The organism is Pseudochrobactrum algeriensis (assembly GCF_018436245.1).
Lineage (GTDB): Bacteria > Pseudomonadota > Alphaproteobacteria > Rhizobiales > Rhizobiaceae > Pseudochrobactrum > Pseudochrobactrum saccharolyticum.
Genome location: NZ_CP075361.1, coordinates 1,501,054 through 1,513,933, shown reverse-complemented (window position 1 = coordinate 1,513,933; position 12,880 = coordinate 1,501,054). Strand labels below are relative to the sequence as shown.

The 12,880-nt window shown below is 49.6% G+C and carries 14 protein-coding genes and 1 tRNA gene; 8 read left to right on the top strand and 7 right to left on the bottom strand.

The window, feature by feature from the left end; all coding sequences use genetic code 11:
- Nucleotides 1-120: 120 nt before the first annotated feature.
- The gene (locus KHQ09_RS09050; protein ID WP_213597791.1) at nucleotides 121-1,095 is read right to left on the bottom strand and encodes a quinone oxidoreductase family protein; all 975 of its coding nucleotides are present in this window, start codon (nucleotides 1,093-1,095) and stop codon (nucleotides 121-123) included.
- A 15-nt stretch (nucleotides 1,096-1,110) separates the two neighbouring features.
- Entirely contained in the window at nucleotides 1,111-1,863 is a 753-nt protein-coding gene (pcsA, locus tag KHQ09_RS09045; protein ID WP_213597789.1) for a phosphatidylcholine synthase, read from the bottom strand.
- 301 nt (nucleotides 1,864-2,164) lie between these two features.
- Between pcsA and KHQ09_RS09040 the strand changes: the two genes are divergently transcribed.
- Complete coding sequence (locus KHQ09_RS09040; protein WP_213597787.1) at nucleotides 2,165-3,436, top strand: UbiH/UbiF family hydroxylase; 1,272 nt, start codon at nucleotides 2,165-2,167, stop codon at nucleotides 3,434-3,436.
- Nucleotides 3,433-3,771: a heat shock protein HspQ gene (gene hspQ / locus KHQ09_RS09035; protein WP_022712123.1), complete on the top strand. Its 339-nt coding sequence runs from the start codon at nucleotides 3,433-3,435 to the stop codon at nucleotides 3,769-3,771. The genes KHQ09_RS09040 and hspQ overlap by 4 nt, the downstream gene beginning before the upstream one ends.
- On the opposite strand, the gene KHQ09_RS09030 is transcribed toward hspQ, so the two are convergent.
- The 4 genes from KHQ09_RS09030 to KHQ09_RS09015 all read right to left on the bottom strand — a co-directional run bounded on the left by KHQ09_RS09030 (nucleotide 3,768) and on the right by KHQ09_RS09015 (nucleotide 7,320).
- A complete protein-coding gene (locus KHQ09_RS09030; RefSeq protein ID WP_213597785.1) occupies nucleotides 3,768-4,334 on the bottom strand; it encodes a DUF3885 domain-containing protein in 567 nt (188 codons plus the stop codon). The two genes, hspQ and KHQ09_RS09030, sit on opposite strands and share 4 nt — an antisense overlap.
- Nucleotides 4,335-4,394: 60 nt before the next feature.
- Nucleotides 4,395-6,362 carry a threonine--tRNA ligase gene (thrS, locus tag KHQ09_RS09025; protein ID WP_213597783.1) on the bottom strand — a complete coding sequence of 656 codons (1,968 nt, stop codon included), beginning with the start codon at nucleotides 6,360-6,362 and terminating at the stop codon, nucleotides 4,395-4,397.
- 152 nt (nucleotides 6,363-6,514) lie between these two features.
- Nucleotides 6,515-6,877 (bottom strand): membrane protein insertion efficiency factor YidD, encoded by a 363-nt coding sequence (gene yidD, locus KHQ09_RS09020; protein ID WP_213597781.1) that lies wholly within the window; start codon nucleotides 6,875-6,877, stop codon nucleotides 6,515-6,517.
- Nucleotides 6,878-6,882: 5 nt separating this feature from the next.
- Nucleotides 6,883-7,320 (bottom strand): iron-sulfur cluster assembly scaffold protein, encoded by a 438-nt coding sequence (locus KHQ09_RS09015; RefSeq protein WP_213597779.1) that lies wholly within the window; start codon nucleotides 7,318-7,320, stop codon nucleotides 6,883-6,885.
- A gap of 371 nt (nucleotides 7,321-7,691) precedes the next feature.
- Here KHQ09_RS09015 and folE point away from each other — a divergent pair, with 371 nt between their 5' ends.
- A complete protein-coding gene (gene folE, locus KHQ09_RS09010; RefSeq protein ID WP_116088007.1) occupies nucleotides 7,692-8,303 on the top strand; it encodes a GTP cyclohydrolase I FolE in 612 nt (203 codons plus the stop codon).
- The gene (gene hisI / locus KHQ09_RS09005; RefSeq protein ID WP_022709988.1) at nucleotides 8,300-8,710 is read left to right on the top strand and encodes a phosphoribosyl-AMP cyclohydrolase; all 411 of its coding nucleotides are present in this window, start codon (nucleotides 8,300-8,302) and stop codon (nucleotides 8,708-8,710) included. Before folE ends, hisI begins: the two co-directional genes overlap by 4 nt.
- 162 nt (nucleotides 8,711-8,872) lie before the next feature.
- Here hisI and KHQ09_RS09000 read toward each other — a convergent pair whose 3' ends face one another.
- Entirely contained in the window at nucleotides 8,873-9,547 is a 675-nt protein-coding gene (locus KHQ09_RS09000; RefSeq protein ID WP_238481599.1) for an outer membrane protein, read from the bottom strand.
- Nucleotides 9,548-9,885: 338 nt separating this feature from the next.
- On the opposite strand from KHQ09_RS09000, the gene KHQ09_RS08995 reads away from it, so the two are divergent.
- The 4 genes from KHQ09_RS08995 to lipB all read left to right on the top strand — a co-directional run bounded on the left by KHQ09_RS08995 (nucleotide 9,886) and on the right by lipB (nucleotide 12,849).
- Complete coding sequence (locus KHQ09_RS08995) at nucleotides 9,886-10,845, top strand: patatin-like phospholipase family protein (protein WP_075655278.1); 960 nt, start codon at nucleotides 9,886-9,888, stop codon at nucleotides 10,843-10,845.
- A 266-nt stretch (nucleotides 10,846-11,111) separates the two neighbouring features.
- Nucleotides 11,112-11,196 (top strand) — tRNA-Leu (locus tag KHQ09_RS08990).
- Nucleotides 11,197-11,476: 280 nt separating this feature from the next.
- Nucleotides 11,477-11,923 carry a hypothetical protein gene (locus tag KHQ09_RS08985; RefSeq protein ID WP_213600090.1) on the top strand — a complete coding sequence of 149 codons (447 nt, stop codon included), beginning with the start codon at nucleotides 11,477-11,479 and terminating at the stop codon, nucleotides 11,921-11,923.
- Between the two features lie 182 nt (nucleotides 11,924-12,105).
- A complete protein-coding gene (lipB, locus tag KHQ09_RS08980; RefSeq protein ID WP_213597777.1) occupies nucleotides 12,106-12,849 on the top strand; it encodes a lipoyl(octanoyl) transferase LipB in 744 nt (247 codons plus the stop codon).
- The last annotated feature ends 31 nt before the right edge of the window (nucleotides 12,850-12,880 follow it).

The window sequence follows — 12,880 nt, the reverse complement described above, 5'->3', positions numbered from 1 at the left end:
AATAGGAAAGCCGAAAAGTAATTTATAACAATTCTATGAACACTTTTTGCAAGATGCATAAAGAAATTCCGGCGAAATCAGATTTCGCCGGAATATTGTTTTTCAAATCTGAAAATGATTTTACGGGATCAGTATCGTTGTACCGGTGGTTTTGCGCGCTTCGAGATCACGCTGCGCCTGTGCTGCATCCCGCAATGCATAGGTCTGATTGACATTGATTTTGACTGCGCCGCTGGCAACCACATCAAACAGCGCCTGCGCCGCACGTTCCAGCTCTTCCCTTGTAGCAATATAAGAGCCAAGCGTCGGGCGGGTTGCATAAAGCGAACCATATTGATTGAGCAGTGCCAGCTCAAATGGCGGCACCGGTCCCGATGCATTGCCATAGCTCACGAACAAGCCACGCGGTTGCAGAACTTGCAGTGATGCCGGGAACGTATCTTTGCCAACACTATCATAGACCACCGGCAGGCCTTTGCCGCCGGTGATTTCCTTCACCTTCTCGACGAAATTATCTTCACGGTAATTGATAACATGATCATAGCCGAGGGACAGCGCGAGATCGATTTTCTCCTGCGATCCGGCAGTGCCGATGACCGTTGCACCAAGATGCTTCGCCCACTGACCGGCAATCTGCCCGACACCGCCGGCGGCGGCATGGATCAGGATCGTATCGCCCTTCTGCACCTTATAGGTCAGATTAATCAGATAATAGGCTGTCATGCCTTTCAGCATCATGGATGCGGCAAGGCGCAGATCCATATTCTCCGGCACTTTAACCAGACGATCCGCAGCAATCAGCCGTTCATCCGCATAAGAACCCATAGCACCTGTATAGGCCACACGGTCACCGACCTTCACATTCGTCACGCCTTCACCGACAGCGACGACTGTACCTGCGCCCTCCTGCCCCGGAATGAAAGGCAATTGCGGCGCCTTATAAAGACCGGTGCGGAAATAGACATCGATAAAATTCAATCCGACCGCTTCATGGCGGATACGTGCCTCGCCTGCTTTAGGCTGCCCAAGTTCGACCTGTTCATATTTCAGAACATCGGCACCACCGGTTTCACGGATCAGAATTGCATTTATCATTGTCAGAATTCCCTGTTATTTCGCAGTAGTTTTAAGACCAAGATTAGGCAGGAACTGCATCACGATACCGATGCAGTAGAGATAAATACCGGTGACGGAGATACCGATGCGCACCCAGAGCGGTGCATCCATCTGATAGAAAATACCCGCCACACCGAAAACGCACCACAGTAGAAACACTGTGAGATTAAGCGGACGCAAACGCACCACGCGCACCGGATGCAGAAAGTTCAGCGGCATGAATGACAAGATCGCCGAGACAACAACAACCGCAAAAGCTGTCCATTCACCCGGACCGACGATGAACAGGGTGAAGACCACCATATTCCAGACCACAGGGAAACCCTTGAAGAAGTTTTCTTTGGTCTTCATGCCGGTATCAGCATAATAAATCGCACTGCTGATAACGATGATCGCGCCGGACAGGAACGACAGGCCGTGCCCCATGAAGCCGCTCTGATAAAGCGCAAATGCAGGGATCAGCACATAAGTGACATAATCGATGATATTATCGAGAAGTTCACCCGACCAGTTTGGCAGCACATATTTCACTTCCAGCTTGCGGGCGATCGGCCCGTCAATGCCATCGACGAAAAGTGCCAGCCCGAGCCAGAGAAACATTGCAGTCCAGTTTTCTTCACTGGCAGCAACCAGTGACAAGAAAGCCAGAAAGGAGCCGGAAGCCGTTAACAGGTGAACAGAAAAAGCCCTGACCTGAGGCAGAGTGACTTTTTTAGCTTTCAGTTTGTCTGTCAGTTTCGCTTTCAAGATCTTTGCCGATTCTGTTACAAAAAATTAATGAATTATCAGTCCTGACAGCTTTTGTCGAAAAACACCAAAAGTGCAAGAAAAGCTGACTTGAAAAACAGACAAAATGTCGCTCATCCAAAGAAGTTACCTGCTATTCGTGACTATCTCCGCTTTAAGCATATGTTTTTAGTGTCGTAACGGCGACTTATGGCCTAAAAGAATGAGCAGGCAAATCTGCTTATGGTTTTTAAAAATTAGCAGGATATTCCGGTGATTTGACTGTTTGATTGTCAAAAACCGGATAACAAAGAGGTGCATTATGTCAGGCTCCGTTCATTCATCAGAGTTCACTTCGGCGCGCATTCTTGTGAGCGGCAGCGGCCCTGCGGGAATGATTGCGGCACTGGCGATGGCGCAGGCGGGCTATGATATTCTGCTTGCGGGTCCGGTAAGCGATCAGGATGACCGGCGCACCACAGCACTGATGATGCCTGCTATTGAATATCTCGACAGTCTCGGTGTGTGGCAAACCATCCGTCCGGATACAGCCGCCCTCGCCTCCATGCGTATTGTTGACGGCACCCGCAGATTAATCCGCAGCCCTGCGGTGACATTCCGCGCTTCGGAAATCGGCACAGAAGCTTTCGGCTATAATATTCCCAATCTGGTGCTGAACCGTGCATTGCATGAAGCTGTTACTGCGCATCCGCGTATTGCCCGTAATTTCAGCAATGCCACCGCCTATCAGCACAATAGCGACAATATTTCTGTCACTTTCAGCGACGGACAGGTTGTGACCACTCCACTGGTCGTGGCAGCTGACGGCCGCAACAGCTTAGCGCGTGATGCAGCGGGCATTCAAACCCGCCGCTGGCGCTATCCGCAAACGGCAGTTGTGTGCTCGTTTAGCCATAAAGTACCGCATCAGAATATTTCGACCGAATTCCACACCGAGGATGGTCCTTTCACGCAGGTGCCGCTACCCGGCAATCGCTCCAGTCTCGTCTGGGTTGCCAATCCGCGCTATGCTGAAAAGCTGATGGCGCTCGACAGCGAACAGCTTGCCCGAGAGATTGAAACAAAAATGCAATCCATGCTCGGGCAAATTACGGTCGACACTAAACAGCAGGCATGGCCGCTCTCCGGTCTGGTGCCGCTGAAATTTGCAGCCAAGCGCACAATCCTGATCGGCGAAGCAGCGCATGTTTTCCCGCCAATCGGTGCACAAGGCCTGAACCTCGGCACTCGTGATGTGGAAACACTGATCAGCGCCCTGAACAAAGATAAGCAAGATGCCGGTTCCGATCGCGTTATCCGCGCCTATGACAGCGGTCGCCGACCTGATATTCTGGCACGTACCGGCTCGGTCGATGTGCTGAACCGCACGCTGTTGTCAGACTTCCTGCCTGCGCAGATAATTCGCGGCACAGGATTGGAAATCCTGCGTGCTGTGCCGCCGCTGCGTGCTTTCTTCATGCGTGAGGGGCTGCGTCCCGGTGGCGGCTTCAAAGCCCTGCTGCCATCTTTCTCCGCAGCGAATAAGAAGACGACACTGCCAACTGTCACGCCACATCACGACGGATCACAATGAGTGCTTTTGAAGTAAAATATGCACGTTTCCAGATCGGACAGGTGGTGCGTCACCGCCTGTTACCGTTTCGCGGTATCATTTTCGATGTTGATCCGGAATTCGCCAATACGGAAGAATGGTACATGTCCATTCCCGAAGCCTCACGCCCGAAACGTGAGCAGCCGTTTTATCACGTGCTGGCGGAGAATGAGGAAACCGATTACGTAGCCTATGTTTCCGAGCAAAATCTGGAAGAAGATGAAAGCGGTGAACCGCTGCGTCATCCGCAGATCGGTGACTATTTCGACATCGACAGTCAGGGCGAATATCGCTTTAAAGCTGCACCGCTGAATTAAAGTCCGCTTAAAAGCGGTGAGCGCCATTGTTCAAACCGCTCTTTGAGGTGATTGAGTTGCAGACTATCCGGCAGGATGACATCCATTCCGCCGTCATAAACATAAAATACCTGCGCTTTTTGATTTACAAACAAAATGCCTGATATTTTCCCATGAAGAATGAGAGAAAATAACTCGTCAAATGCGCCGCTTTTCCAATGATCTTGTTTATAGAGAAAACGGGATTTGCACTTATCTCCATCATTGTCAAAATACGTTTTTATACCTGAACTTTTAAAGCCCATCCTGAGAAATCTTAAAGTTTTACTGGTTGCAGATTTTTCAATGTCAGTATCAGACACCAACCAAAGTGGTTCATTATCAGTGAAAATTGCAGAGGCAATGCTGTTAAATCGCTCTAAAACCTCCTGCTGCTCAGCAACATTAGAAGGATAGCGCTTTCCTTCAGGCAATGCGTAAAATCGTACCCATTGCTGCCGCTTTTCTACCCGCAGAAGATACATCAAAGGCAGCGAGCCTGAGTATATACTATTCCAGAATTGTGAAAACGGGGTGCTGCGCATGGATACCTGCTTTAAACAATAAACAAAAAGGCCGGATTGCTCCGGCCTTTTTTATATCGATTATGCGCGGCGAAGATCCGGCGGTGTTGCCTCTTCGAGCAATGAGCTCAGCGCTTCATCCAGTGACATAGGTGTCTGGTCGCGTGATCCGAGACGACGTACATTCACTGTACGCTCTTCTGCTTCACGCTTACCAAGCACCAGAATAACCGGCACTTTCTGCAGCGAGTGCTCACGCACCTTGTAGTTGATCTTCTCGTTGCGGAAGTCAGTTGTTACCTGCAAACCTGCTTTTTTGCACAAGTTAGCAACTTCCTGACCATATTCATCCGCTTCCGAAGTGATCGTTGCCACAACAACCTGAATTGGTGCGAACCACAACGGCATATGACCGGCAAAGTTCTCGATCAGAATACCGAGGAAACGCTCCATCGAGCCACAGATAGCGCGGTGGATCATTACCGGCTGCTGCTTCTCGGAATTGTTGTCGATATAGAATGCACCGAAGCGTTCCGGCAGATTGAAGTCAACCTGCGTTGTACCGCACTGCCATTCACGACCGATCGCATCTTTCAGCGTATATTCGAACTTAGGACCGTAGAACGCGCCCTCGCCAGGCAGAATGCCGGTTTTGATGCGGCCGCCGGAATTGGCTTCGATTGTCTTGAGCACTTCGCCCATAACGCTTTCCGCACGATCCCACAGCGCATCATCACCCACGCGCTTTTCAGGACGTGTGGAGAGCTTGACGGTGATCTGATCGAAGCCGAAATCGGCATAAGTCGAGAGGATCAGGTCGTTAATGCGCAGGCATTCATCCGCCATCTGCTCATCAGTACAGAAGATATGCGCATCATCCTGCGTAAAGCCGCGAACACGCATCAGGCCATGCAGTGCACCGGATGGCTCATAGCGATGCACATTACCGAATTCCGCCATTTTGATCGGCAAATCGCGATAGGATTTCAAACCATGTTTGAAAATCTGCACGTGACCCGGGCAGTTCATCGGTTTCAGCGCGAAAACGCGGTCATCCTCAGTGTCATCACCGGCAGTGGTGACCTTGAACATGTTGTCTTTATACCAGCCCCAGTGACCGGATGTTTCCCAAAGAGACTTATCCAGCACCTGCGGTGCGTTGACTTCCTGATAGCCATGATCGTCGAGACGACGGCGCATATAGCTGACAAGGCTCTGGAACATGCGCCAGCCCTTGGAATGCCAGAACACAACGCCCGGACCTTCTTCCTGAAAATGGAACAGATCCATTTCACGGCCAAGGCGGCGATGGTCGCGCTTTTCAGCTTCTTCCAGCATTGTCAGATATTGCTGCAGATCAGCATCATTCGCGAAAGCTGTACCGTAAATACGGGTCAGCATCGGATTGTTGCTGTCACCGCGCCAATAAGCACCGGCAACTTTCATCAGCTTGAACGCATTGCCGATCTGGCCTGTGGACGCCATATGCGGGCCACGGCAAAGATCAAACCAGTCGCCCTGATAATAGATCTTCAGATCCTGACCTTCAGGGATCGCGTCAATCAGCTCAACCTTATAGGATTCACCTTTATCGGAGAAAACCTGCTTGGCTTTTTCGCGTGTCCAGACTTCGCGTGTGAACGACTTGTTGCGGGCAATGATTTCACGCATTTTCTTTTCGATAACCGGCAGGTCATCGGGTGTGAAAGGCTCATTGCGGGCGAAGTCATAATAGAAGCCGTTTTCGATAACCGGTCCGATTGTGACCTGCGTGCCAGGGAAAAGCTCCTGCACAGCTTCAGCCAGAACGTGGGCGCAGTCGTGACGGATCAGCTCCAGCGCACGCGGATCTTCACGGGTGAGAATCTCGACTTTGCCTGATGCGCCAAGCGGCTCGGACAAATCACGCACGGTGCCGTCAACCGCATAGGCGACAGACTTTTTAGCCAGTGATTTGGAGATGGATTCGGCAAGCGCCAGACCGGTCATGGCCGGATCATATTCGCGCTGTGAGCCGTCGGGAAATTCGAGAGTAATAAGATCAGACATTGTCATCCTCATCCAGTCCCGCCAACGATTGCGGGTGGTTATTTAGAGCAAAATAAAAGCTTTCCGGCTCCTGCAAAACGAAGTGCAGATGCGACCGGCAGCGTCTCTATAATCAATCTAAACGGGGAAATAAACCTTTACCCCGTAAAAGCTTAGTCATTATCGGGTTTTGCAGCCGAAATGTGCCAATAACGCCACGGAAAATACCATTTATAGTGTGGCTCCAGCGCTTCCGGCACACGATCAATGCCGCAGGTACCAAAAGGCCCGCAACGCATGATACGAAACAAGCCCATCCAACCGCCGGTCCACAAACCGTAACGGGCAACAGCCTCATAGGCATATTCGGAACAGGTCGGCATATGGCGGCAGGAATTACCGATAAAGCCCGATAAAGTCAGCTGATAAAGCCGCACAAACCCTGTTCCCAGCAAACGATCCGGTGTTTTACGCCATGCGCCCTGATAGTTGCGGCTGTATTTTTTGCGGGGTTTGGTTTCAGGCTGCGGGCACATATCGCTTACACGGCAGCTTTTGCGGCAATCTGATCCAGACAGTCAACAACAGCATCAAATGTCAGTAAAGTGGATGCATGACGGGCTTTATAATCACGAACCGGCTCGAAAAAACGTAAATCTTCAAAGCGGCCTTCAGGTGGTGCGCCGTTGTCTTTCAGCATTGCAGTCATTTGTGCCTGTAATTCGCGCAATTCGGACTCTGTGGAGCCAATAATATGACGTGCCATCACCGAGGAGGTCGCCTGCCCCAAAGCACAGGCCTTTACCTCATGCGCGAAATCCACGACAATACCGTCTCTGACTTTGAGATCGACAATCACTGTAGAACCACAAAGCTTGGAATGCGCCTTCGCAGTTGCATCCGGAGACTGAAGACGACCAATATGCGGAATGTTACCGGCAAATTCGAGAATCCGGGCATTATACATATCATTGATCATCCGGTTTCTCCTTCAGCATGTTCCGGCGCATTGCCGGACATGATTGTATAAGTGGCTATATAAATATTTCATTTCAAGCCGCTATAGAGAATAGCACAACCGAAATACGACATAAATCGGCTGTCTTTGCTCTTTTAATATCTTCGACATACTTTATATAGGACAGGCATTTGCCTTTTGCGGATATTTCCGCGACAGTCAATGCAAACAGGCAGAGCAGGCCTTTGGCTGTATTCTGCAAAACGCCAGATAACTGCCCCGACATAAATGCCAAGCCTTCAGCGGTACAGCTAAGATTACCGCCTGAGCAAGCTTCGTAACAGTGTCCGTTTAACTCGTCTCTCCACAGAGAGAGACTACGGGAGCTCGATATGAACAAGCACATTTCCGATTCACAGACCAGCAATGTTGCACGCCCGACAAAGGCTGAAGCAGAGGCCGCTGTAAAAACATTGCTGCTCTGGATGGGAGAAGATCCGTCGCGCGAAGGGTTGCTTGAAACCCCGAAACGCGTGGCAAAAGCCTATAAAGAACTGTTTTCCGGCTATCATCAGTCTCCGGAAGAAGAGCTCGGCACTGTTTTTGAAGAAGTTGCCGGCTACAAAGACATGGTTCTCATCAAAGACATCAAGTTTTTCTCGCATTGCGAACACCATATGGTGCCGATTATCGGCAAGGCACATATCGGCTATCTGCCGAATGGCTCTGTTGTCGGCCTGTCAAAAATTGCGCGTGTCGTTGATATGTTTGCCCATCGCCTGCAGACACAGGAAAGCATGACTGCGCAGATTGCTCACAGCATTCAGAATATTCTCAAGCCCCTCGGCGTTGCTGTCTTGATTGAAGCGGAACATATGTGCATGGCTATGCGCGGCATTCGCAAACAGGGATCAACCACATTGACGACCACCTTTACAGGCGCTTTCGAGCAGGATGTTGCCAATCAGGTTCGGTTCATGACCATGCTGCGGAGCGGTTCATGACCAAGCTGCCTGCCGATTTCCCTGCACAGACCGACAAGCACAGCACCGAAGAAGGTGCTGTCTTTGCGCCCCGCTTTGACAGTTCCGGTCTGATAACCGCAGTTGTGACAAGTGCGGATGATGGTGAATTGCTGATGGTTGCACATATGAACAGCGAAGCCCTGCGGCTGACACTGGAAACCGGCATTGCCCATTACTGGTCGCGGTCTCGCAAGTCGCTTTGGAAGAAAGGCGAAACTTCCGGCAATCTGCAGACTGTTATCGAAATGCGCACAGACTGCGATCAGGATGCCCTATGGCTCAAGGTCAGAGTTGCCGGTAATGGCCCGACATGCCACACAGATCGTCACTCCTGCTTTTACCGCACGGTAGATATTTCAGGTAATAACGTCATTTTACATAAATAAACCAAACCATTAGGTTTGTTTATTGACACAAAACACAAAAGCCCTGCGTAATATTAATTACGCAGGGCTTTTTGTCTGGAGGACGGTTCTTTCGCCAAATATCAAATCCGGCGAAAGAAATTTTGAAGACATAAGAGGCGTCCTTCACCTCCCGTCAGATTATCAGAACTTGTAGTTTACACCAACGCGCACAGTGTGGAAGTTGGTTTTAACTTTGGATACATCTGCACCGTCGCTGAACTTAACTTTGCCCAGGTCAGTGTAGAGATATTCTGTCTTCAGAGTTACGTTGTCTGTGAAGGCGTGCTCTACACCGGCACCTGCAGTCCAGCCAGCGCGGGTCTTGGAAGCGCTTTCATAACCATCAACAACATCGTAGCCCTCGATCTTCACTTTACCATAAGCAAGACCGGCTGTACCGTAGAGCATGGTGCGCTCAGCAATGTCTGCACCCAGACGACCGCGAACAGTACCGAACCACTGAACTTTACCCTTTACAGTACCTTCGTAAGCACCGGCTGCATCGTAGAAATCAACGGATTTCTTCATGGTCGAGCCCTGGAAGTCAGCTTCGATACCAGCAACGATCTGGTCGAACTGCCAGTTGTAACCAGCCTGCACACCACCAACAAAGCCACGTGGCTTGATGCTGACGCCGTCTTCTTTCATTTTACCAAAACCGTAACCGGCATTGGCACCAACATAACCGCCTTCCCAGCTGAAGGTATTCACTTCAACGGCTGGTGCAGGTTCGTTGTAAACGATAGCGTCTGCAGCCATTGCAGTGCCGGAGAACAGAACAGCTGCGGAAGCAGCGAGGATGACTTTATTAAACATGGGAGAACCTCAAAATCTTTCTTGATCTTGTTTTACACCAACCGGACAAAAATGCTGTAACAATATTGCAACATGTATATTCAGAAAAACTTATGGTTACTATTGCGTTAATTTACAAAGTCAGAGTAAACACAAATAAACTTCAATATAATTACTTAATTTACAATTAATAATAATTAAAATTACATTAAACTTACATAATTCAGATTGTTTTATGCGTTTTCTGCAATTTATAACTGCATAAATTGCCTTGCACTGCAATCGCATGAAAGCCATAGTCTGAATATACTTGTTCCTGTATTCTGGTTGCAAACACAGGTATATTCGGGAGATATTGCATGCTTTCATGGGTACCGCGCCGCCGCACGACTGCTGCTGCCAATGCACCGGCTCAGGCGGAAATTCCCAAACCTGTTATTCTTAAAACACCCCAGCCAATTGCTCTTGCTTTAGGCGGCGGTTCGGCACGCGGATGGGCACATATCGGCGTATTACGCGCACTCAATGAAGCCAATATCAAAATATCTATGATAGCAGGCACCTCAATAGGGGCACTTGTGGGCGGCTGCTATCTGGCAGGAAAACTGGATGAGCTGGAAGAGTTTGCACGCTCCCTTACACGCAGACGCATGTTCAGCCTGATGGATATTACATTTCGTGGCAGCGGATTATTCGGCGGCATGAAACTGGATCGCAAATTGCACCAGCATCTCGACGGATTGAATATTGATGACTTGCCCTGTCCTTATGTGGCCGTCGCCACTGAATTACGTACGGGTCACGAAATCTGGCTCTCCACCGGCTCACTTATTATGGCAATGCGCGCCTCTTATGCATTGCCGGGCGTTTTTGAACCTATCCGTTACGACCACCGGCTGCTTGTGGACGGTGCATTGGTCAATCCGGTTCCGGTTTCCGTATGCCGCGCCTATGAGCAGCAATTGGTTCTGGCCGTCAATCTCAACTACGACCAGTTCGGCCGCGCAGCCGTTGTCAAATATACAAGTCCAGCACGCGCCGGACAGGAAGACACAATCAGCCCTGCTCAGGCAGGTGTCATAAGCCATGAATCGCGCTTGGGCATAACCGGCGTCATGATGGACGCTTTCAATATTATACAGGACAGAATCTCGCGCGCCCGTATGGCCGGCGATCCGCCGGACATCGCTTTGATGCCAAGCATCGGCCATATCGGCCTGACCGAGTTTCACCGCGCGGCTGAAACTATTGATATCGGCTATCAGGAAACCCGCAAACAGCTGGAAAATATTGAAAGATTGCAACGCGTCATCTTTTGAATCAAAAATTCCGGCTCAAAAGACGAATCTTTTCAGTTTTTTGACAGTTTGATTCCGGAAAATATGGCGGACCAACTACCCAGTGAAGAAAATAGCCCCGCTTCATCCTATTGAAGGGATTATAAAAACGCGGTTTTGCGGGAGAAAAACGGGCTTCTGTGAATTACTTTTAAAAAAATGCAATGAAACGAATAATTTGGCTTGTCACTGCAATAGTGATTTGCTACATCGCCCTCACCGAAGCAGTTCGGTTTCTACCACACAGTGCGGTCGTGGCGGAATTGGTAGACGCGCAGCGTTGAGGTCGCTGTGGGGCAACCCGTGGAAGTTCGAGTCTTCTCGACCGCACCATTCTCTCCTTACAATCAGGAAGAAAAAGCTAACAATAGCAAAGACCTATTGAAGCTTATTAAATGCGTTTCCCCCTTACTTCTATTTCAAAATACCTATTGATTTTACTTCCTAATTTAAAACAAGCCCCTCATCTTGTCAGATTAGTTGAGATAGCTTCTTATAAAGAAACATACTTTACCCCTCCTTTGCATATGCATGAGTGCTAAGTTTCCTCGATAATTACCAATAAGCAGATCATTGACACCGTCACAGATACAGGCCGCTGACAACAGCCTTTATGGGCAAAATGACTCGCTTTACCGAAGCACTGGTGATCGATAAGGTGCGGCACAATCTCACCACCCGCATATTTTATGACTTGATTATCACTATTGCACTTTCAGCTAAGGAAACCCCTTTGAGCACACGCAACTCACTGACACCTTCAATGGAAGAGAAATACTCCGACATCAAAACACAAAATGAGCGCAGGATGATGCTTGCGATCAAGAAATCTCTCAGTGATACCTACGCACAAACGGCGAATGAATTAAAAGCGGCCGGAATCGATGAAGATGCGCCGCCACAGGATTATTATGTCGCCTTAGCGCATCAGCAGTTATTCGCACTTCTGTGTGGAGCTAATCCTGAGACATTTGAAGGCGGAGACCCTCAAACTGCAGAATTCGTGATTAAAAACGCTCAAAATATTCGTGAGCACTATTGGCTAAAGGATACAGAATAAAGCCTTGTGCAACACCCCGAGCTCCATTGCTGTAATTTGGTTACTTAACATAGCGGCATGGCGATAGTGTTGTTGCACCTGCCATCACAACAACTGATGCGTACAGAGTAGATCCTCTCAAAGAAAAGCGGTCAATTTGCCATCTGGATTTTTTGAGCTGTAATCTCTACCTGAATGCCATTATGACAGAAAATTCCCCTGCACAGAGTCGCCCTGCGACAAACCGTAATGATCTATCTGCACGTTTTCAGGCTGCTGACGGCTCTCCGCCTGTTGAATGGCTGGTTGCCGACGGCCTCACAACCTATCCGGATGCTGAAGCGTTTATGGAAGCCCGCGTCGCAGCCATTCGTGACGGTACGGCCAATGAGCTGGTATGGCTTATAGAACACCCGCCGCTTTATACTGCAGGCACCAGTGCACGTGAAGAAGACCTGCTGTCCCCCGATCGTTTCCCGGTTTACAAGACAGGACGCGGCGGTGAGTTTACCTATCATGGTCCGGGGCAGCGCGTTGCCTATGTTATGCTGGATCTGAAACGGCGACGCGAGGATATTCGTGCCTTTGTGGCAGCACTCGAAGAATGGATCATCCGCACGCTCAACAGCTTTAATGTCAAAGGTGAGCGCCGCGAAGACCGCGTGGGTGTCTGGGTTATGCGCCCTGAAAAACCGCGCCTCGCCGATGGCTCAATGGCTGAAGACAAGATTGCTGCAATCGGTATTCGTCTGCGTCGCTGGGTCAGCTTTCACGGCATCTCCATCAATGTAGAGCCGCAGCTTGAAAATTTCGGCGGCATTGTTCCCTGCGGCATTGCCGAGCATGGTGTAACCAGTCTTGTCGATCTGGGGTTGCCGGTCTCCATGGATGATCTGGATGTGGCGTTGAAGCAAAGTTTCAATGATGTTTTTGGCGATGTGAAATAATAAAAACATTAAACAACATGTTGTTTTAAAA

Excerpts from the sequence above, each read along its gene's own strand:
- KHQ09_RS09050 (WP_213597791.1), bottom strand. The coding sequence starts at position 1,095 with ATGATAAATGCAATTCTGATCCGTGAAACCGGTGGTGCCGATGTTCTG.
- KHQ09_RS09040 (WP_213597787.1), top strand. The coding sequence starts at position 2,165 with ATGTCAGGCTCCGTTCATTCATCAGAGTTCACTTCGGCGCGCATTCTT.
- hspQ (WP_022712123.1), top strand. The coding sequence starts at position 3,433 with ATGAGTGCTTTTGAAGTAAAATATGCACGTTTCCAGATCGGACAGGTG.
- KHQ09_RS09030 (WP_213597785.1), bottom strand. The coding sequence starts at position 4,334 with ATGCGCAGCACCCCGTTTTCACAATTCTGGAATAGTATATACTCAGGC.
- thrS (WP_213597783.1), bottom strand. The coding sequence starts at position 6,362 with ATGTCTGATCTTATTACTCTCGAATTTCCCGACGGCTCACAGCGCGAA.
- yidD (WP_213597781.1), bottom strand. The coding sequence starts at position 6,877 with ATGTGCCCGCAGCCTGAAACCAAACCCCGCAAAAAATACAGCCGCAAC.
- KHQ09_RS09015 (WP_213597779.1), bottom strand. The coding sequence starts at position 7,320 with ATGATCAATGATATGTATAATGCCCGGATTCTCGAATTTGCCGGTAAC.
- folE (WP_116088007.1), top strand. The coding sequence starts at position 7,692 with ATGAACAAGCACATTTCCGATTCACAGACCAGCAATGTTGCACGCCCG.
- hisI (WP_022709988.1), top strand. The coding sequence starts at position 8,300 with ATGACCAAGCTGCCTGCCGATTTCCCTGCACAGACCGACAAGCACAGC.
- KHQ09_RS09000 (WP_238481599.1), bottom strand. The coding sequence starts at position 9,547 with ATGTTTAATAAAGTCATCCTCGCTGCTTCCGCAGCTGTTCTGTTCTCC.
- KHQ09_RS08995 (WP_075655278.1), top strand. The coding sequence starts at position 9,886 with ATGCTTTCATGGGTACCGCGCCGCCGCACGACTGCTGCTGCCAATGCA.
- KHQ09_RS08985 (WP_213600090.1), top strand. The coding sequence starts at position 11,477 with ATGGGCAAAATGACTCGCTTTACCGAAGCACTGGTGATCGATAAGGTG.
- lipB (WP_213597777.1), top strand. The coding sequence starts at position 12,106 with ATGACAGAAAATTCCCCTGCACAGAGTCGCCCTGCGACAAACCGTAAT.